Below are 18,690 nucleotides of genomic sequence, written 5' to 3'. Positions count from 1 at the left end.
AATTGCAAGTGTTCAGATTGAGTTTCAAATTCAGGGGGTTATTTGAAACTCAAAAGGGTATGTCGTCATATGGAATGGATTCGTGATCGCCATCAAAAAACAGCTGGTTGATGAGATACGCATCCCACGGGGTTCCATAGATGTTGTGGCTTCGCAGTAGACAAGCCCAAAACTCTTCAGCATCTGCGCTCACTTCATACGGGCGGCCAATCATGAGGTTTCGCCATGCATGAAGTACCCATGGGAGCTTGTCCAGCACCCACCGCTCTATCATTTGCAGTCGGGTAATTTCGAAGCCCTCAAGAGCCTCTCTAAATGGACACTCAAAATCACATTCCTCAGAGCCTGCTTTTAGACAGCCCACATACCCTTGACCCTGGCCACACTCATTTAGCCAATACTCGTAGTCGTCTTCCTCACCCCACACATCATGGGGTTCATCGTCATAACAGCCCGCATATGGGTCAAAATATGGCCCGTTCTCGTCATAGTCGGTGTAGTCGTCAAGGTCATAATCGTCGGTCTCGTTCGAATATCTCATGGTTAAAACTCCGGTACACTAACGCTTCTGGACTGACTGGCATAGCAGCGCTGAATCATGGCCACGCTGGTTCGACATAAATAAGAGATGTCCTGCTCATCCATGCCTTTTTTGACCAGCTCGGTAATAAAGGTGTGGCGTGCGTGGTATTCGCTGAAGTAAAACGCCACCTTGCGATCTCGCACCAATTGCTCAACGGTGGGCCTCCAGTAGCGCGTCTGAAAGTTTTTGTAGTCGAAGGGGCCACCCTTGACCGATGGAATCAACCAGTGAGTACTAACGGTCTCTGGGTTGATGTCCTCCCTGTAGTTTCGAGTCCGCAGCTCTTCAAGCAATCGTTTCATCTGGGCATTGCAGGGAAACCGCGTAGAACGATAGGTCTTGGTTGGTTGTTCAATCCTGGTATCGACCGGCAGCGCTTTATTAATCAGAATCTCGCTGAAGTCAGAGGCGACATCCCCCCATTTGAGAGCGCTCGCTTCCTCTGGCCGACAGCCGGACAAGAACAGAAACTTGACCCAAAACGCATAGAACGGATGGTCCCGCTCAAACGCATCAATGATCGCCTTGCGTTCCTTGGGCGTGAAGGCGGTGTAATTATCCTCGGTTATCCGGCGACGCTTGCCCCAGTACCGAGTGAGCCCATCGAATGGATTGACGGGCAGATCCCCCATGGCGACGGCAAACTTACAGGCGGCATTGAATTGTTGAATGGTTCGCCTGGCGGTTTCTAGTGAGAAGTTGTCCAACAGCCAGGCGCGGACATCGCGCGCATCATTGATCTCTGGTTTTTCTTTCATCATTTTGAGTATCCGTTTTTCAAACTTGGCGTAATCCCGAACCACGGTGCTAGGGGCGACGTAGGGGGTTTTGTATTCGACATAGGCAAGCCATAGGTACCAAAGCTCTCTAGGGGTTATCTGGCGATCCATCAGGTCACCTGCTCAGTTGGATCAGCAACTCGCTTCGAGGCATTCAACAGATCAGCCACGGGTACCGTCGCCAATACGTCATCACCCGTGAGTTCAGTGAGTTGAGCGTGATCCGCATCAATCGCGGCCACCCGATACCGATGATGGGATAACGTTTTCTTGAGCTTCGCGTTGGAGCCGATATAAATCACCACGGCTCCCGCGCTCACGTCACAGCGCTTGCAATACAGCTGAACCCCATCCGTAGTGAAAAAATCCGTACGCCCTAACTCTTGATTTCTCACCTTGATCACGGAGCCATCTTTGGAAATCGTCAAAATTAAAGACGGTCTTTGGAGTGTGTGACACCCCTCTGCGGTCATCCGAGACAGTTGGATTCTGGGGGAATTTCTATCTATGGTTTCTATAGACTTTTTCGGAAGCCTTGTGCTGCCTCGTCTAATCCAACTTGTGTCACCCGTGGGAATGACCTGATCGCCTACCTGTAGAGGGGGTGTTTGGGGGGGCTCAGAGATAGGGGCCTGTTGTGGAAGCCGTTTTTTGCCCTCACCTTGTGACAGTTGGTCGTTACATTTCTCAACAGGATTTTGAGGATCCAAAAAGGCTGAATCTCGCTGTGAGACGCTTGAGACTGCTTGTTTCTCTCTCTCTGTTTTTATTTCAGCGTTTGTGAGACAAGAATTCGCACTTACGACAGGGTCCTCAAATGAAGGATCTTCGTGGGGAATATTTATAGGGACCCTTTCTGATGTCAACTGCGTCAACTGAGGTTCAAAATCACCCTCTATCCCTTTCTGGGTATGGGTTTGCCCAGTTGACATTTTGGTGTCAACCGAGGGGGTCTGTTGACAACTGGAATTCGTCAACTGAGATTTGGGGTATGTGACAGTTGCCGAATCACTCTGATCACCCTCTCCATGGTTCAGTTGACTATTTTTATCTCTGTTGACATTCAGTTGACATATAGGTGTCAACTGAGATTCTTTATGACTGGCAGGGATTTCAAGTTGATCAGCAGGGTCAGTTGACGCAGTTGACACTTTTTTAGGCCCTTCAAAATTTTCGACCTGTTCATCAATTTCGATGTAGTCGCGGATCAGCTCAATGGGAATAGAGATGCACCGCTGAATTCTCCACTTCGGATCATCAGTGGCTTTGCGGTCAAATGCCTTTGAGACGTCTTCGTTGCCATGGAACCGTTGCCGGTCATGCATATGGGCCCCACGGGCTTTGAGTAGGTTCTTAAGAATCTGCTTGTTGTAAGCCAGCTTTGAATTCTTATCCACCACGTCCCACACTTCGTTTAGACGGATGGATAGCGCTTTGATCACCTCCGAATTGTGCTCGGTGGTAAACCGCATATTCCAATCACCTAGCTTGGCCTGGGACCGGAACATGGATAGTCGTTCGATAAAGTCGCGTAGGCTGTCGGTGCTGGCATCGGCATCATTGGCCATGGTGCAAACCTTATCCCTGAGGTAGCTCAGTAGGTCAAATTGAGATCGCACGCCAGCCATATCCAGCACGGCATTGCCATAGTGAAGAATGATGGCCAGGTTACGAGCCATCCTGGAATGGGCATGGGGTAAATAGGGTGTTAACGCGTCTTCGCAGTGACCGATTGCATCCAGGTCTAGGCCTAACTTAATGACCAATGGCAGGGCACCACTGGCTTTGTCCATGGCCCGTTTCATCGTTCGCCAGTCGTCTTTATTTCCGCACTTGTCGTTGCAATCAAACCAGAGCAGGATTAACCGGCTCATGGTTGCCGCATTGGTCTCACCGGCAGCGAAGTTAGACGCCACCATCAAGGCACTGTGAGGCTTTTGGGAATTGAACTTTCCCATATCCCCCCCACGTACCAATCTGGGTTTGCCGTTGTAGAGGCCCTTTAGAAATTCGTCCAGTTCAGGGTTTCGGTGTGGGTCATCCCAACAATGCACCAGGCCGCCGATCAGTTTTAAGCGCTCATAGGCTGCACTGACTGAAACATCTTTGAGCATGCCACCGGCTTTGTCGGTATGCATTCCAGATATCGATAACGCGCAAGCACCAGCGGTTGTTTTGCCACCACCCCCGTCACCGATCAGGTTCAAGATGGGAAAGCTACCAGTTTGCTCAATGAAGGACTGATAGTGAACAGCTGCCGCACCATAACCGAGGGTTAGTAAGGCTGGGTAAATATTGACCGGTCCATAAAACCCGATCATTGACTCCACCAACTGACCCATTGCATCCGCTGAGGCGGGATTATATTGAGGCACCGGTAGGGTATCGGCCTGCCCAGTAATGCCATCATTCCAAATCCACCGGCTGTGATCTTCGCTGGTGGGTTCACCATTGGGCATGAGCTGATTGCTGGGGAATATCCAATAGCCATCAGATTGTTGGCCCACACGTTCAGCCAGGCGATAAAGTTTTCCACCACGGCTGTGATACTCATCCAGACGTACCCTCAACAGCGCTTTCATCTGGTGGTTATTCAACCGGCAGATGAGGGCACCGCCCAACGCTTTCTTTAAAGTGTCCTCAAACTTGCTGACGCTGGTGAAATCTAGACTTGGCAGAAATAAACGGTGCTGCTGATGGTCACCACTACGTTTCAACTGCAAAATGAAGCCCCCACCGTCTGAGCTAGCCACTTCTTTCTCTATTTGCAAGTCAAAATTAGTGAGCGGTCGAAAGACACTATAGTCATCGTCGCTGTCGTCATCTTTACGCCAGTAACCGAGTTCACCATCGACAGAATCTGGAGCCCCCCAACGCAGTCGCCGTTTAATGTTGTGCTCTGCCATCTGCGCCAGGTCGATGGCTTCATCAATGGCATTTTCTAGCCGAATGAGGAGTTCGTCCGTTGCGATCGCACTCTGCTCAATTACATCTTTGATGTCACCCCCATGGGGCATTTCTGACCAAATAGCTAGCGGATTCAGGACCACCGCTGCGATCGCTTCTTTGCGGCATTCCTTGGTTAAACCGGCTGAGAAAGTGGCTTCACCGGTTAGGTCAAAGTCAGGGTGTATGGCAATTAGAGGTTTCAAACCTGCATCTTTGGCCATGGCCACACTCCCCGCTAGTCTGTCGGGGATATCGGCATAGCGGCTTTCACCACCCTGACACGTTGTTGCGGTGAGACCTAGCGACCGGTAAACCTCAACAGCCTGTTCACCGGCAACAATAAATAGAACCTCGCCACGGGTGATCGCTTCCTTGGCTTCGTTCTCTCTATACAATGGCCAGCTTCGTGGCCCGCGTCCCATGGCCCAGTTGCCAGCCTCTTCATTCCAAAACCACGGCCTAACTTCTTTGGTTTTGGTATATCCCTCAAACCAGGCCCTGCGATCGGTCCACTGACGACGGACCACCTTACCGATATTCTTCTCTGGGTTAAGCGGATCTGGATATAGATATTCAATCCGCTGCAACTGGTCGCCGGTAACTGCATCCTCAACACAGGGCTTAGCATTCTTCTCTGCAAGTTCTAAAAATATCTGGGTACCCCCAGGTGGTGAGCACATCAGCGTCTTACGCTTTCGACGCTTAACCTCATGGATGCCTGGGGTGATGCCATCCGCAACGACGACTAGATCACCAGGGGCAATGGTGGGCTTGGGTGTGTCTAGTACCCATGAGGGTGATTTTTCAGAGAACTCCTTAGGCTGTAATCGGATCAGGTCAGGATATTTGCGACTCCGTCTTCGTTTGGCTCCATCCCTAACGAACTTAGGCCGGTTGTCCTTGGCGAGTCCCTGATAGGTCCATCCGTTAGGGGGGCGATTTGCATCTGTCCATTGACAGAGCACCATGTCTGGCTTGCTCGGTTCACCACCAATCAGGAAGCAATACGACTCGCGACCACACAATGGACAGGCCGCACCCTTTCGTGCTTCCTGAGCTATCTTTGCCATAATATTTACAAGTTAAGATTTTCAGGGGCTGACGGACAGCCCGCTCCACATCTCGGTACTAACTGTGAGGCTGGCTCGGTGAGTCAGTCTCCTTTTTTCTGGTTGTTAATAAAGTCCGAAAACACGACGCCCTCGGCCAGGCCGGTGTAGATACCACGCAGCTCATTGATCTGCTCGGGCGATAGTCCCATCTTTTCGAACGACTCGATCGCAGTCCACATAAACCGCAGTACATAGAAGTGCTGCTGTTGATTAGCCGCAACCAGGCTTGCAGCGAGCCAGGTCAACTCAATACGGTTGCTACCCATTGGCATTGGATTGTCCTCCACGCATGAGATAGTCAACTTCCATTTCGTAGGCGTTGAGCACTTGCAACTTAGGCCGATAAAAGCCGATTTGAAATATGCAGCCATAGGGGGCATTGAGTTTCCTAATTTGGAGAGGCCAAACTATCCCGATCTGGGTGTCTCTCCAACAAGGATGATTATTCATTACGCCCCATGCGTAAGTTCGTAGGTCATGGGTTAATTGAGTTATTGATTGCCAGAACATGAGAGTTTACTTTCTTACTTGATTTGAAATGAGGCTTAATACGAAACACCTTCTATCACGCTTGTCAGGGTTGAGATAATTAACACGCGGAGTCAGGGCGTTAATCTTCCTCCGCGTGTCGTCTATCGGAGTTGATGTCGTAATATACGTCGTGAATATCGTCGTAAATTGCGACGTTAATGCTATGCTATGTCAAGAGGTGAGTTTCAGCAAGGAGAGAATGTGATCGCTCAATTTGTTCGAGTTCTTGGTATTTCTCAAAGCAAACTGGCTCGTGAGTGGGGGTGTACCAAGGACAAAGTCAATCGAGCTGCCAATGGATTCGAGCCGACTTTTACTACGGAGGAAATTCAAAATATTGAGGGTTGGTTGCGATCCAGGTTTGGAAAAGGCTGGCTTGATCTACCTCGATCGTTTCAGTCTGAAGAGCCCATAGCGTTTCTTCAAGAACTTGAAACAAAAAGCGCTGAGGAGTAAGGTCCTCAGCGCAGTTTAGAAAATCAGTTAATAGCCCTGGGCCGCAGTTTGGACGCCGTAGCCCAGGGCCATGTCCCTAAAGGAGAGACCTTTTTATGGTACCTAACGAATCCAAAAAAATAAGCCCATACGAGCTATTTCAAGAGTTTTCAACACTAACAACTGAAAGTCAGCAGCTGAGAGAGCGTCTGGAAACAATCAAAAGACTAAAGTTGTCTATAGGTGTCCAGCTGTCTGAGTTATGCAGTGGCTCTGAGGCCTCCATAACTGATGAAGGAGTCGTCGAAGTAGACGGCCAGCTGTACTATTACACGATTTGCCTTGAAGACGGTTCAGTCGATGAGTTTCGAGCCGTCAGCTATGTAAAACAGAGCTCCTGAATCCCCCCTGTGCAAGTCCATTGCCCAGGGGCTTTCTTGTGCCTACTAAGGGTTCTAGTAACGGAACCATAGGCACCCCAAACCAGAACATTTCCACTACTGAGGTCTTAAAAAACAATGGTTTTAGCGTATCAAGTACCCCAAAAACGCCCCGTTTCAGTGCCGGTTTCAGAACCCCCTGCTGTTTTGACCGCTGCTCTCGATTCCGGGTATAGCTTGGCCCAACTTTGGGGGTCTGTTATTCGAGTCAATGAGCCGTCCTATTTCATCTCAGAAGGGTTGCCTGCACTGCCTGATGAACCGGAACAGGGAGTTTTTTCATACGTATCTGGCGATGCCAATGAGCTAGTTGGTCGCACCTTCGCAGTTGGCTCCATTGCCCACAGCATTGACTCAGGTAAATGTCAGAAAAATGCAGATGCCCTGGAGAACAAAATCAACAGCGCTTTGATCATGTTGTTGGGGTTGTTGACTTATCAAAAAGGACTCCCTCGATCTGTCAAATTAAATCTGTTGCCATGTCTCCAAAAAGTGACCCCTCGACTAAGAGAACAGATGGCGGAAGTACTCCAAGGAAAACACTTAATTAAGTATGGTCGCCGGTCTCTTCACCTGGACGTTAACGTCCTTGGTTGTGCTGATGAGGGTATTGGCGTAATCGCTGTCACACCTAACTGTGACCCAGCTCAAAACATTGTTGTTGTGTCTGTTGGTGGTGGCACTATCAATGTCTCTCAATTCTTTAGAGGTAAGCTTCTTACTCAGACCCCATTTCCCTCAGGCGTGATGGAGTTGTACAACGATTTAGCGCTGTCGAATGGGGTGACGGGTCGCTTAAAAGCATCGGGCGATCCGCACATTATTCGAGAGGGCGTGGAGCGTGGAGACTTATTTTATGGTGGTCCGGTAGCTGCAAACCGATTCAGCTTTGGAGAAGACTATTTACGATGTTTGCCACGATGGTTTAAGGCCAGTTTTGCCCGACCTATGCAACATGCCAACGAGATGATGCTTAAGGCAGAGCGTGGTCTGGTCTTTGGGGGGGGTGCCATGCTGCCCGGCATCTCCAAACTGTTGGAGACCTTTAATTTTGAGGTGGTGGGCGATCCAGTCAACGCCAACGTTCACGGTCTGTATGAAATTGCTAAGTCAATGGTGGCTCGTCAGGAGGGAAGACGTGGCTAAGGTCAACCTGCGAGATCGCATCATCAAGGACCTGAAAACCCGCTATCCAGACCCATCTCTGAGCATTTCTGACCTGGTCATGATGGCCCTGACGCAGCTTGACCTATACATTGACTTGGTTCATAAGGGGGGCTCTATGCCCCCATCCGCTGTAGAGCAAACCTCCCAGGAAAGCGGCGTCAGTCTTGATGACAGCCTGCTCAATTCATTAGCCGATATGGTCCACCTGTCTGACGAATAACGCCTCACTTTCCCAGGTGTCTAAACTCAAAACGTAGATTTCAAGGATTGCTTATGACTCGCATTATCTGCACCATTCCTGTACCTGAAATTGGTGGTGAAATTGCTATTGATGTTGACGAAAATGGTCTATTTGGGTGGGTCGTTACCCATGAAGCTCCTGATAAGTCTTCAAAAGGAACATGTCGTGACGGTAGCGTGAATCGACGGTCCGTCTCACAGCTGGCCGCCATGGCTGATGCCTGTCTTTACGCCCTTACAAAACTCGAACGCAAGGAAACATTTAAGACTGTTCGACATGAGCCTAATTAAGGCTAAAACCAAGGCCATCAATGCTGTTGGTGGCCTTGGTTGACGACGAATAACAACTTACCGATTGGAGTTAGCATCTGATGCTCAAACACCATCTGACCCGTCTGTCTGGATTAGATCCAGACTGTAAAGCCTTTGACCCTGAAACCCTAGAACTGCTGACCTATTGCGGGCGTTATACGGCCCCACTGGATGAGCAGCCCATCAATCTAACCGCTACGCCCAGTGAGACAACCTGTGGCGCATGCCAACGGACCAAAGACTTTAAGCGCCTGATCTCCGTCTATGGCAATCACGGCCTCGGTAGACGAAATCTGTAGTCATTCCCACAAACCATCAGCGTTCACGCCCTATCAACCAGGAATCGATTCATCATGCCTTGGAAAATCATTTTAATGCTGATTTTGTGCCTGCTGTCTGGTTCGGCAGGCTGGAAATTGAGAGACACGGCTCAGCCAGTGGTAACGGCCTATACCTGTTCGACTGGTTTTTTTGATGCCCTCACGTTCTGGAACTAATGGAGGTGAGAGCCATGAGCGATGATCCATTGACTTGGTTATGTACCGAGCCAGATGTGCACCCCCCGGCTGAGCCACCCCCGACTGACGATTTAAGTCTTGCTGAGAAACTTGGCATTCTCAACAAAACCGTTGAGCGTCATGGCGTTGGCCTTAGCACTCTCAGGACGGCGGTTGCCGACCTTGAGGAGACTCACGGCATCCATTCAACCGAGATAAAACGCGCGCTCGCCACGATTCGTAAACAGTTAACCGTACTGGAACAAGGCGAAAAGCTGACTCAGAAAGACTTAGACATCATCAAAGGAACCGTGACTCACTTGGGTGATCTGTCCGAGCTGAACCATAGCTATATCGAGCGGCTAACCGCTGACCACCATCAGCAAGCCCGTGACCTGTCGAGACTGAAACAATTTCGATTGACGTTAACGCACCTGGTCTTATTAATCCTGGCGGGTGCATTTGCCGTATCCACCATCCACAACCATTATCGGTCCCTGCCGTTGCGGGATTTCTATCTAGAAAACCGAGACTACATACGGCGCTAAGCGTCGCCCCCCTTGATGTTTACCTTACCTATATCGAACGATGGCTTTTAACCTGACCGGCAATCTTGAACGAACTTTAAACGCCAAAACGGGACTGACCAACGAACGGATCAACCCCAGCAACCTAGAACGGCTTGACTTCACGAACGTTGCCCAGCTTCCGAGCAACTTTCTAACGGACTGTGGCACGGAAGCCTCAGCGGATCAGTTTATTGACCACATCACCGCAGAGTCAGAGCAATTATCCCAGGCAACACGGGCGATTGATGCCGCTAATCACTATATCGATTGCCAACAAAAGTATCAGACGGCTCTCAAGAGCTTACGCGAGAAAGTAGCCAAGCTTGAAATCACCATTGAGGAAGCGTTTGCACAATGGCAAACACTGAAGCATCAGCTCAATCTAGCCAGAAAGCAAGCGGGTTTAAAGCATGCGTCTGACGTGGAGAACGCCAATATTGCCTATGCCAAGTTTGATCGTGGCCTCCGCGAGAAATTGCACACAGCCACGGATATCAGCCGAAACGGCATCCACCAGGGCTCACATTTAGAGCACCAATTTGTCCAGAACTAGCCGTTTATCAGGGGGCAATTGCCCCCTTAGGACCGTGAAACTCAACCATCACTTAGGAGCCCAGCTCACCCAGTACCTCCTGATCGCCTGTGCCTCCTCAGCCATTGTCCAGCTGTCGGCCCTATGGCCCCCGTTGAAATTTTCGCTTCTCGTGGTGGGCGTGGCTGCTTTTTTCGTCGTTGTGAGCCTGCTAAGCCTACAGCTCAACGGCATTACACGGGGCCATCCATGGGCTAAACGCCTCACGTTTGAAGCAAGCAGTGTTGGAATTTTGCAGTTTATCGCGTTTGTCAGCGCCATCACGTTAGGAGGCATCGTTACATGGATAGCCATTTTCTAGACACGGATCTACTGTCCCCTGCCGTCAGGCATCGGTTAATGCAGGGGGCCGGTCAGTTACTCAAAGGTGCCTGGGTCGCAGCGCCTAAACGCGCACTCTGTCTTTACGGCATGGCCATCATGGGAGCCTTCCTTGTGTTTGCCCCAGTAGAGCGACGGTTTTACTCAGACCAAGGGTTGAACTATCGTTGGCCGCCAGCCTTGGGCCTCATGATGTCCGCCACCGGCCTCACCCTGATTGGGATGGCCCATGCCGGACTGGATAAATTCCAACGCGAGTTAGATGAAGCCGAAGAAGAGCGTCAATTCACCCGGAGTTTACAGAAACAGGCGTTTCAGGATTCAGAAACCAGTCGTGTTTACACGGCTGTCAGTGAAGTCAAGCTGCAAAACAATGCACCGCTGCCGGACCATATGAAGGAACCCGGTCTGGTCCCCGCTAAAACCTCACAAGAGGAGCTCGCGGAATTCAAAGCCTTGATGGGCATCACCCAGGATTCACCGGAGGCGGCCACCACTGAAACAACCAAAGACCTGAAATTCTCCACCCGTAAAAATGCCACGACCAAGGCCTCAGAGCGCTGTGTAGACCTGACGGGTAAGCGTCGGTATTGTGGCTTAAAAATAGAAAATCCTATTCCCCGGTTCCTTGCAGATGACAGAGGCCTACTGGGGTTAGGGACCACTGGGGTGGGGAAATCAGCGTTTTTAGAGGCCATTGTGAGCCATGCCTATCAAGTGGATGACTCCACTGACTTTGTGGCGATCGCTCACAAATCGGGCAACTCGGCCCGTGGTGAAACGCTATCCATGGCCGGTCTGGAGGACACCCACGATATGTATGTGGTCACCCGCACGATGCAGGGTCAGACGTTAGTGGATGCCGCAACGCGGCTACGGCAGCGGACCAATGCCATCGAGAACCTGTTAGAAACCGGCTCCCTGGTACCGTCCTTTGTGCTGATCGATGAGTCGAACGAAGGCACAAAAGCGATTTCAAAAGCCGCCCGTATCTATGCTGAACTTGAAACCGGGGGGCCACCCAAAAAGTCAGATATCCCCGACTGGCAAGAGGACTATAGCGACTTTATCGAAACGCTCATTGTGGACGGGCGTAGCAAAGGCGTTCGCGGGGTGGTGTTCGGTCACTTGAGCACCAATAAATCAGGTGTGGATAAAGAAGTTCGCAATCAAAACTATGTGATTGCATTGGGACGTAATGGCATCTATGGGGCCATTGAGAGCTTACTGAGTGATGCCCGATATATTGCGCTCAAAGATACCCGAGCGGCCCTCAAGCAGGAATTTACGGCCTATCTGGAGCAGCATAACGCCAATAAAGCCCCCGTCAATGTCGTGCTGGCCTTGACGAACATTGGGGGCCAGTGGCGTTTGATTGTGCTGCCTCAACGCTGGGACATCCAACCGATAAAACCCAGCGTGGTGAATCCTGCCCTGGATTCACCCTATGGATTTGAAGCCCCCGCTGAATCAGTCCCGGAGACCCCGACCGAGCATCTACCCATTGATGCCACCCAACAAAAAGACCCGCTTGCCTGCTATAGCCCCAGACAACGACGATTAGCCAATGAGTTTTTGGTGTGGTACGAGTCGAAGCGGAGCATTCTGGACGATGGAACCGGGCTGCTAGATTTGCGCATTCCCGTTCAATGCTGGGATCCCGTGAAAAGCCTCAGTGAACTTGAAATGGTTCTAGAAGTGCTGCACATCCAAGGCTATGGTGACTTTTTATACGATTCAGTGGATAAAGCCTTGCTCTGGAAGTTCTACCCACGCAACAGTCGAGGGAAATTAGTGGCCAGGCCCCCTGAAGAACCGGGTCAGGCTAACCAAGCTGAACCATCAAAGCTGGATATTCCAGAGGGCATTAGCCTGGATGCCTTTCGCTATTGCGTTAAGAAATTATTTGAGCTTCAAGTCGGTTCAATTCATACTGTTTCATCCTTTTTTAGATTCGCGAGTTCCCTCAGAAAGAACCATGATTTAAACATTGAGCAGGTGCACCGCATGCTATTAAGTAAGTCTCTAAAACGGGTGATCAAAATAGAGACTGGCAGCTATCACAGCAAGCTCACATTTCAGGTTTTGTGGACCCCTGAGCCGTAAAAGCTATCCCCCTATATTGGGCGGAATAACAACGTATTTCTTCAAAGTCCACAGGTCCACAAAATGGCTAAAACAATTGCTGTATATGGTGTGGACTGGTCCACAAAACAATGTTCATTGTGGTGTACGTCCACAACGCTGTGGACCCTAATCCACTGTTGAGTCCACAGTGATATCCACTGCAAGTCCACACGGTGTTTTCTCAATTTTTTAGAGGGATTTATATCGCACTCTACTTGTCGTTAGTACCGGATAAATGCACATGAAAAGGAAGAAAGTTGAGCTTGATATTGGTCGGGATTGTGATGGTGGTCACTCCATGCCCATGAGCTTAGAATTAATTGAAGAGCCGTTAACAAATGACGTGTTTATCGTTATTGATACGTCTCCACAGTTTGAGAATCCTGTGATGGGTGATCGGGTGGCAGTCGATGCTAAAGAGCTGAAGGCAGCGATAAAAAAGTTACTGCCTGACTAACCGCCGTCAGTGTTCCACGATACGGCATGTGCCAGTTGGCCAAACATGAAGGGCTACTTTTGGACTGGATCAGCCGATAAGCCGGATGTGCCAGTGACGCTAGCATGGGCATTCTAAGGATGTACGACTTTCCTTGAATTAGAAGGCCAAAGCCCTGTCCCGTAAAGGTCAGGGCTGTTTTTTTGCAATTGATTAGTTGCTGATTTCGCAGCGGGCCAAGGAATTAACCACCAGTGAGGTATCTACATACCCTCACGTCAGTTTGGGGGAAATTCTAGTCATTTCTGTCCCCTTTCGGGGTACTGGAATTGGCAACTTGAGATTGTTTGCGGTGTGGACTGGGCGATTCGGCCAGTGTTTCCGTCCCCTTTCGGGGTAATGGAATCTGAACCTGGTCATCCAGGATGGCGGCACCCTTGAGCAGGTCGTTTCCGTCCCCTTTCGGGGTAATGGAATCTGAACTAGAGGCCTTGTACAAGTTTGGAGATGTCTGGACTGTTTCCGTCCCCTTTCGGGGTAATGGAATCTGAACCAGAGCTTACTCGGCTGGAGAATTCCCAACTCTTTGTGTTTCCGTCCCCTTTCGGGGTAATGGAATCTGAACGTTGGAAAATCAGTTGAAAGATCAAAGCGAAGATAGTGTTTCCGTCCCCTTTCGGGGTAATGGAATCTGAACCTTTTGACGAATGTAGGTTAGGTAGCTTGCGGTGCCTCGTTTCCGTCCCCTTTCGGGGTAATGGAATCTGAACGCGATGACATTACAGGCTGCTGATCCCATTGTCCGGGTTTCCGTCCCCTTTCGGGGTAATGGAATCTGAACGTTCAAACCCAGACCCAGTCTGGCGAGTGGGTGCAAGGTGTTTCCGTCCCCTTTCGGGGTAATGGAATCTGAACCCGTATCACCAGTGAACACAACGGAGTGTGAAATCTTGTTTCCGTCCCCTTTCGGGGTAATGGAATCTGAACTCGCAGGTGCTGTGTCCTAATTCGCGTGTAGGCTAGTTTCCGTCCCCTTTCGGGGTAATGGAATCTGAACGCAATGCACGATGAAATCTTGGAAATCTGTGTCTGGTTTCCGTCCCCTTTCGGGGTAATGGAATCTGAACCCCTACCTTTTGAAACTACTGTGGTTAGGGCTTTCCAGACACCTAAATCTGAGGGGGGCAAAACTGACCCTACACAATCGAAAATGACTCCCAATAAGACCCTGTGAAAAACGTTTGAATGTCCCTCACAGTAATCAATCTGAGGGGGTCAACGGAAGAATTAGGTTTTCAAGGTTCGTCTAACCCCCTCAGATTAGCATCAGGATATTTAAATCCTAACCCCTCTGATGAATTTTTAATATTTTGAGTGCCATCTCTAAGAGTCTTGTGGGGCGGCTATCTGGGCTCCTTTGGTCTGTCATCGCGCGCACCCAGTCAGATTAATTCTGGGATGTGGTTTTTTCATGATTGAAGCCTGCGATCGCGCTGATGATGCCGATATAGGCATCCATATCCTGCGCATTTCACTGGCATAAAGTAACCTTGGGTTATCTTTCCGTTTCATATCTGAAAGCGAGGGCATCGAATGGAAGATCTCTGGTTGGCGTGGGCGAAACGATTGCAAAGCATCGCATCGAACGGCTTGCTCTTTTCGTCTGATGAGTATGACCGTGAGCGCTATCGCGAGGTCGCGGAAATAGCCAATCGAATGCTATCTACACTCGGAAGCGTACCAATTGGGCGAATCGAAGACTTGGTGTCCGACTTTGCGAGTGGCTACGCAACTCCCAAAGTCGATGTTCGTGGTGCTGTGATTCGTGATGAACGGATATTGCTGGTCCGTGAGGCAACTGATCAATTGTGGACGCTTCCGGGTGGGTTTGCGGAAGTCGGCTGCTCTCCCGCCGAAAATGTAGAAAAGGAAATTTGGGAAGAAACGTCGCTTCGGGCCAAAGCTAAGTCCATTTACGGCATTAGACACAAGGCTAAGCACAACTACGATCCTGATGTGCGCGACTTCTACAAGATTTTCTTTATCTGCGAGGGGCTTGAAGGTGAGCCAGAGCCAGGGGCCGAAACGATGGATGTAGGGTTCTTCGATTTAGAGGCGTTACCACCACTATCGACCGGACGCGTACTTGAGAGTGATTTGGTGGCAGCGTTCCGATTCATGAGGGACTCACAGCCGATGATGGAATTCGACTAATGGTGTGAGTGTGTTGTGAAATCGGCTGGAGACCCTGCTACTGCGATGCTTAGGGTGTTGGAACTGACATTTGACAGCTGTCTTTGAGATCCGTTCTTTTATTAAGAAAAATGACCGTTATTGTAAACAAATAAAAACCCCCTAGCCAATACCAAGCCAGAGGGTAAGAGTGAAATGATGGTAAGCCCCTTTTGTCCTGTGAGTTATATATTCATGCACATCAGGCTTGACGGCTGGATGTGTTCAGGGGTTGCTACCTTCTAAATTCTTCAGTCGTTTGGCTTAGAGGTATCTGTAATTAGTCTCAGTACTGCTCTGTACCCGTACCCTCACAGCAGCGATAAACGGCCAGATTAGAATCGGGTATTAGCCTGAAATAGTTCTACCTCATCTACCGGATCAGAGGCGTAGGCAGAAAGCTGCCCTCTATTGAATTTTTATCGGTTCAAGTCTCAGTAGCACGCATCCATGACACTACGTTTTCGATATAGCGAAGAGACGCTGCCTGTTTCGTTGATCAAGCGGCTGTGCGCCTTAACCAGCCTGTCAATTGGCGAATTGCGTTCTCGTGTATCTACAGGTGAGTCGATCCTGAGCATCACAGCCTTTGAAAACAATTGGCAAGAAGAGCGTGTGCGCCTCGCGTCCGTCATTCATGAGATTGTAGGCGGTTCTCTGCCGCTCTCCGTCTCTGAATCCGACGATGATAATGACGACGAAGAAGCGCCAATCGAGGCCGAAGGCTTGGTCAATATCCTCAGGCATTACCGTGAGATCGAATTACAGGATCAGCGTAGTGAGGATTTACGCATGGGGGTCATCAATGATCCATCGGACTTTGAACCGCATGATGACGATTGGACGGTGATCTAGCGTTTGGGCCAAACCATGTTGCACGTTTGTCGCAAACAAAATCGAAAACCGATAACGCCCTACATCAACGACAACAGCCCTGATCTGTAAAGGTCAGGGCTGTTTTTTGCAATTGATTAGTTGCGGTCGTGGGCAACGGGACAATGAAATAATGTCTTTGAAATCCGTTCTTTTATTAAGAAAAATAATCGCTATCGTCAACAAATAAAAAACCCCTAGCCAATACCAAGCCAGAGGGTAAGAGTGAAATGATGGTAAGCCCCTTTTGTCCTGTGAGTTCTAATCAGGCTTGACGGCTGGATGTGTTCAGGGGTTGCTACCTTCTAAATTCTTCAGTCGTTTGGCTTAGAGGTCTCTGTAATTAGTCTCAATGCTGAAAGTAGCCAGCTAACCCTTGCGTGCACCGGACAGATTGGCAACCCCTGACTTCGCTTCAATATTATTGGCCGCTGGTGACGCTCGCCGTTATGAGGCTTAAGCTCCTGATAGGAAAGTGGTTGAGAAATTGTCTGCTAGTGTGAGGTGAATTGCAGAAACAGTGAATCATATGGAAAAACTGACAGAGTTGCCGGAAGATTTGCCCGCTCCAGTAGATGACGGCGCTTGCAATCACTTGCTTGGGGAGTCTTTGCCATCGATCGCTTTACTATCCACTCAAGATAGTTGGGTAAATTTATCAGCGATCGCAGGACTGGTTATTATTTATGGCTACCCAATGACAGGGCAGCCTGGCATTCCGCTACCTGACGGATGGGACGAGATTCCTGGTGCAAGGGGGTGTACTGCACAATCCTGTGCTTTTCGGGATCATCACCAAGAACTGAGCGAGTTGGGAGCGCAGGTCTTTGGACTTAGCACGCAAAATACTGAATATCAAAAAGAAGCAATAGAGCGGCTTCACTTACCATTTGATCTTTTGAGCGATCGTGATTTAAGTTTTGCCCAAGTATTGAAGTTACCAACTTTTGAGATAGAAGACCTGCGACTTATTAAACGAGTTACGCTCATTGCCAAAGCAGGGAAAATCGCTAAAGTCTTCTACCCAGTCTTCCCGCCTGATAGCAATGCCGATGAAGTTATTGACTGGTTGCGGAACAACGCCGCATCACAAGTCAACGAAGCGGACGGCTGAGGGAATTTGTAATGATGCTAAGACCATCTGCCGCCGCTTATCTTGGTCGTTAAATCGGCAGCGGACCAAGGCAATAATCACCAACGAGGTATCTGTATACCCCGATTATCTCCAGTCGGGTTAACTCTGGGATGTTTTTTCATGATTGAATCCTGCGATCGCGCTGATAATGCCGATAATGGACAGCACGGTTTTGCAAATCAGCTCCAGCGTATCGCTATCGCCGAACAGCAATAGCGATGTGGCGGCCAACACCGTGATAGCCAGGCCCAATAACCACCGGTTCTGCTGCTTCAATCGTGAGTCCTGATGCTATTACACTCAGCACTGCAATGGATCGCACCCATTTCCTGTCCTTGCTAGGTGAGATGCCTAGCAAAAGCGAATTGAACCTCAAGGTATTTGAGGAAGTAGACTGTGGCGCGTTCGTTCGTCAAAAAATTGGCTATTCATCTGAGGCAGGAGAAACAATTTCCGCGTTTCTCTGTATCCCTAAAAATATCAGTGCATCGCTACCTGCCATATATTGCTTTCATCAACACGCAGCAAACTGGTCACTAGGTAAAAGCGAAGTTGTCGGGCTTGCGGGTTCACCGGATCAAGTTTACGCCAAAGAACTGGCAGAACGAGGCTATATCACTCTGGCTCCCGATGCCATTTGCTTTGAAGAAAGAGCAGATACCATCGATCCAGTGCGATATCATGCCCAACAACTCCATAGCCGATTAATGCGAGGGCAAACCCTTCTGGGTAAAGTGTTGTTTGATATCAGTGCAGGGATTGATTTACTTCAGAGTTTGTCGCAAGTAGATGCAACCAGAATCGGCTTCATTGGTCATTCCTATGGCGGTAGAACCGCATTGTTCGCACCAGCTTTTGATCGAAGGATTAAGGTGTCAGTCAGTAATTGTGGTTCTACAAAATTCAAGACGATGTTGGCACAAGATATCGGAATTCAGTTTGATTATGTCCTTCCTGGCTTTTTAGCATGGGGTGACATTGAAGACATTGTGCGGTTAGTCGAGCCATCTCACTTACTCATGCTGGGCGCTGATGCTGATAAGTGGAGTCAAGACATTGAGGATATTTGTGAGTATGCAAAATCGGCATTCGTGACAGGCGAATTAGAGCGGCAAATCTACCCTGGAAAGCATAGCTTTTCTGAGGAGATGCGTGAAAGAGCTTATAAATTCCTAGATCGTCATCTGAGCGAACGTGTGCGGTCAGCAAGATAACAATCGCAATGCACTGGCGCAGTCAAGTCTGATCGGTTGGTTGCCAAAGTTATTGTTGTCCGGTGATTGTGACCGTTAAGTCGGCAGTGGGCCAAGTCAATAATCACCAATGAGATATCTGTATACTCCGATTATCTCCAGTCGGG

General features: G+C 49.5%; 21 protein-coding genes and 1 CRISPR repeat array. Of the genes, 16 read left to right on the top strand and 5 right to left on the bottom strand.

Annotated features, from left to right (window positions below; all coding sequences use genetic code 11):
* Positions 1–49 precede the first annotated feature (49 nt).
* The 4 genes from SPB21_RS22700 to SPB21_RS22685 all read right to left on the bottom strand — a co-directional run bounded on the left by SPB21_RS22700 (position 50) and on the right by SPB21_RS22685 (position 5,725).
* The gene (locus SPB21_RS22700) at positions 50–541 is read right to left on the bottom strand and encodes a hypothetical protein (protein ID WP_499867787.1); all 492 of its coding nucleotides are present in this window, start codon (positions 539–541) and stop codon (positions 50–52) included.
* Between the two features lie 2 nt (positions 542–543).
* Complete coding sequence (locus tag SPB21_RS22695) at positions 544–1,473, bottom strand: tyrosine-type recombinase/integrase (RefSeq protein WP_499867786.1); 930 nt, start codon at positions 1,471–1,473, stop codon at positions 544–546.
* Entirely contained in the window at positions 1,473–5,381 is a 3,909-nt protein-coding gene (locus SPB21_RS22690; protein WP_499867785.1) for a hypothetical protein, read from the bottom strand. The genes SPB21_RS22695 and SPB21_RS22690 overlap by 1 nt, the downstream gene beginning before the upstream one ends.
* A gap of 83 nt (positions 5,382–5,464) precedes the next feature.
* Positions 5,465–5,725, bottom strand: a complete 261-nt coding sequence (locus SPB21_RS22685; protein ID WP_499867784.1) for a hypothetical protein — start codon at positions 5,723–5,725, stop codon at positions 5,465–5,467.
* A gap of 397 nt (positions 5,726–6,122) precedes the next feature.
* Between SPB21_RS22685 and SPB21_RS22680 the strand changes: the two genes are divergently transcribed.
* The 15 genes from SPB21_RS22680 to SPB21_RS22610 all read left to right on the top strand — a co-directional run bounded on the left by SPB21_RS22680 (position 6,123) and on the right by SPB21_RS22610 (position 17,309).
* Positions 6,123–6,410: a hypothetical protein gene (locus SPB21_RS22680; RefSeq protein ID WP_006516741.1), complete on the top strand. Its 288-nt coding sequence runs from the start codon at positions 6,123–6,125 to the stop codon at positions 6,408–6,410.
* A gap of 95 nt (positions 6,411–6,505) precedes the next feature.
* Positions 6,506–6,790 carry a hypothetical protein gene (locus SPB21_RS22675; RefSeq protein WP_499867783.1) on the top strand — a complete coding sequence of 95 codons (285 nt, stop codon included), beginning with the start codon at positions 6,506–6,508 and terminating at the stop codon, positions 6,788–6,790.
* A gap of 117 nt (positions 6,791–6,907) precedes the next feature.
* Entirely contained in the window at positions 6,908–7,975 is a 1,068-nt protein-coding gene (locus SPB21_RS22670) for a hypothetical protein (RefSeq protein WP_499867782.1), read from the top strand.
* The gene (locus tag SPB21_RS22665) at positions 7,968–8,216 is read left to right on the top strand and encodes a hypothetical protein (RefSeq protein WP_490793265.1); all 249 of its coding nucleotides are present in this window, start codon (positions 7,968–7,970) and stop codon (positions 8,214–8,216) included. Before SPB21_RS22670 ends, SPB21_RS22665 begins: the two co-directional genes overlap by 8 nt.
* A 53-nt stretch (positions 8,217–8,269) precedes the next feature.
* A complete protein-coding gene (locus tag SPB21_RS22660) occupies positions 8,270–8,527 on the top strand; it encodes a hypothetical protein (RefSeq protein ID WP_499867781.1) in 258 nt (85 codons plus the stop codon).
* A gap of 80 nt (positions 8,528–8,607) precedes the next feature.
* Positions 8,608–8,847, top strand: a complete 240-nt coding sequence (locus SPB21_RS22655; protein WP_499867780.1) for a hypothetical protein — start codon at positions 8,608–8,610, stop codon at positions 8,845–8,847.
* Positions 8,848–8,901: 54 nt separating this feature from the next.
* Positions 8,902–9,045, top strand: a complete 144-nt coding sequence (locus tag SPB21_RS22650; RefSeq protein ID WP_163698522.1) for a hypothetical protein — start codon at positions 8,902–8,904, stop codon at positions 9,043–9,045.
* Between the two features lie 14 nt (positions 9,046–9,059).
* Entirely contained in the window at positions 9,060–9,593 is a 534-nt protein-coding gene (locus tag SPB21_RS22645; RefSeq protein WP_499867779.1) for a hypothetical protein, read from the top strand.
* A gap of 40 nt (positions 9,594–9,633) precedes the next feature.
* Positions 9,634–10,167 (top strand): hypothetical protein, encoded by a 534-nt coding sequence (locus tag SPB21_RS22640; protein WP_499867778.1) that lies wholly within the window; start codon positions 9,634–9,636, stop codon positions 10,165–10,167.
* Between the two features lie 34 nt (positions 10,168–10,201).
* Entirely contained in the window at positions 10,202–10,507 is a 306-nt protein-coding gene (locus SPB21_RS22635) for a hypothetical protein (RefSeq protein ID WP_499867777.1), read from the top strand.
* Complete coding sequence (locus tag SPB21_RS22630; protein WP_499867776.1) at positions 10,489–12,633, top strand: hypothetical protein; 2,145 nt, start codon at positions 10,489–10,491, stop codon at positions 12,631–12,633. Before SPB21_RS22635 ends, SPB21_RS22630 begins: the two co-directional genes overlap by 19 nt.
* Before the next feature lie 262 nt (positions 12,634–12,895).
* Positions 12,896–13,111 carry a hypothetical protein gene (locus tag SPB21_RS22625; protein ID WP_163698531.1) on the top strand — a complete coding sequence of 72 codons (216 nt, stop codon included), beginning with the start codon at positions 12,896–12,898 and terminating at the stop codon, positions 13,109–13,111.
* A 280-nt stretch (positions 13,112–13,391) separates the two neighbouring features.
* Positions 13,392–14,217: direct repeats of the CRISPR family, unit length 35 nt; unit sequence GTTTCCGTCCCCTTTCGGGGTAATGGAATCTGAAC.
* Between the two features lie 466 nt (positions 14,218–14,683).
* Positions 14,684–15,304 carry an NUDIX hydrolase gene (locus tag SPB21_RS22620; protein ID WP_499867775.1) on the top strand — a complete coding sequence of 207 codons (621 nt, stop codon included), beginning with the start codon at positions 14,684–14,686 and terminating at the stop codon, positions 15,302–15,304.
* Between the two features lie 468 nt (positions 15,305–15,772).
* A complete protein-coding gene (locus tag SPB21_RS22615) occupies positions 15,773–16,177 on the top strand; it encodes a hypothetical protein (RefSeq protein ID WP_499867774.1) in 405 nt (134 codons plus the stop codon).
* A 547-nt stretch (positions 16,178–16,724) separates the two neighbouring features.
* Positions 16,725–17,309, top strand: a complete 585-nt coding sequence (locus tag SPB21_RS22610) for a peroxiredoxin (RefSeq protein WP_499867773.1) — start codon at positions 16,725–16,727, stop codon at positions 17,307–17,309.
* 120 nt (positions 17,310–17,429) lie between these two features.
* Here SPB21_RS22610 and SPB21_RS22605 read toward each other — a convergent pair whose 3' ends face one another.
* Entirely contained in the window at positions 17,430–17,606 is a 177-nt protein-coding gene (locus tag SPB21_RS22605; protein ID WP_499867772.1) for a hypothetical protein, read from the bottom strand.
* Positions 17,607–17,608: 2 nt separating this feature from the next.
* On the opposite strand from SPB21_RS22605, the gene SPB21_RS22600 reads away from it, so the two are divergent.
* Entirely contained in the window at positions 17,609–18,544 is a 936-nt protein-coding gene (locus SPB21_RS22600) for an alpha/beta hydrolase (RefSeq protein ID WP_499867771.1), read from the top strand.
* Positions 18,545–18,690: the final 146 nt, after the last annotated feature.

This window comes from Leptothoe sp. ISB3NOV94-8A (assembly GCF_043421595.1).
Lineage (GTDB): Bacteria > Cyanobacteriota > Cyanobacteriia > Phormidesmidales > Phormidesmidaceae > Leptothoe > Leptothoe turfae.
This window is presented reverse-complemented; position numbering and strand designations above follow the sequence as displayed.

Coding starts and splice junctions, on each gene's coding strand:
- SPB21_RS22700 (WP_499867787.1), bottom strand. CDS start 541: ATGAGATATTCGAACGAGACCGACGATTATGACCTTGACGACTACACC.
- SPB21_RS22695 (WP_499867786.1), bottom strand. CDS start 1,473: ATGGATCGCCAGATAACCCCTAGAGAGCTTTGGTACCTATGGCTTGCC.
- SPB21_RS22690 (WP_499867785.1), bottom strand. CDS start 5,381: ATGGCAAAGATAGCTCAGGAAGCACGAAAGGGTGCGGCCTGTCCATTG.
- SPB21_RS22680 (WP_006516741.1), top strand. CDS start 6,123: ATGTCAAGAGGTGAGTTTCAGCAAGGAGAGAATGTGATCGCTCAATTT.
- SPB21_RS22675 (WP_499867783.1), top strand. CDS start 6,506: ATGGTACCTAACGAATCCAAAAAAATAAGCCCATACGAGCTATTTCAA.
- SPB21_RS22670 (WP_499867782.1), top strand. CDS start 6,908: ATGGTTTTAGCGTATCAAGTACCCCAAAAACGCCCCGTTTCAGTGCCG.
- SPB21_RS22660 (WP_499867781.1), top strand. CDS start 8,270: ATGACTCGCATTATCTGCACCATTCCTGTACCTGAAATTGGTGGTGAA.
- SPB21_RS22655 (WP_499867780.1), top strand. CDS start 8,608: ATGCTCAAACACCATCTGACCCGTCTGTCTGGATTAGATCCAGACTGT.
- SPB21_RS22650 (WP_163698522.1), top strand. CDS start 8,902: ATGCCTTGGAAAATCATTTTAATGCTGATTTTGTGCCTGCTGTCTGGT.
- SPB21_RS22645 (WP_499867779.1), top strand. CDS start 9,060: ATGAGCGATGATCCATTGACTTGGTTATGTACCGAGCCAGATGTGCAC.
- SPB21_RS22640 (WP_499867778.1), top strand. CDS start 9,634: ATGGCTTTTAACCTGACCGGCAATCTTGAACGAACTTTAAACGCCAAA.
- SPB21_RS22630 (WP_499867776.1), top strand. CDS start 10,489: ATGGATAGCCATTTTCTAGACACGGATCTACTGTCCCCTGCCGTCAGG.
- SPB21_RS22625 (WP_163698531.1), top strand. CDS start 12,896: ATGAAAAGGAAGAAAGTTGAGCTTGATATTGGTCGGGATTGTGATGGT.
- SPB21_RS22620 (WP_499867775.1), top strand. CDS start 14,684: ATGGAAGATCTCTGGTTGGCGTGGGCGAAACGATTGCAAAGCATCGCA.
- SPB21_RS22615 (WP_499867774.1), top strand. CDS start 15,773: ATGACACTACGTTTTCGATATAGCGAAGAGACGCTGCCTGTTTCGTTG.
- SPB21_RS22610 (WP_499867773.1), top strand. CDS start 16,725: ATGGAAAAACTGACAGAGTTGCCGGAAGATTTGCCCGCTCCAGTAGAT.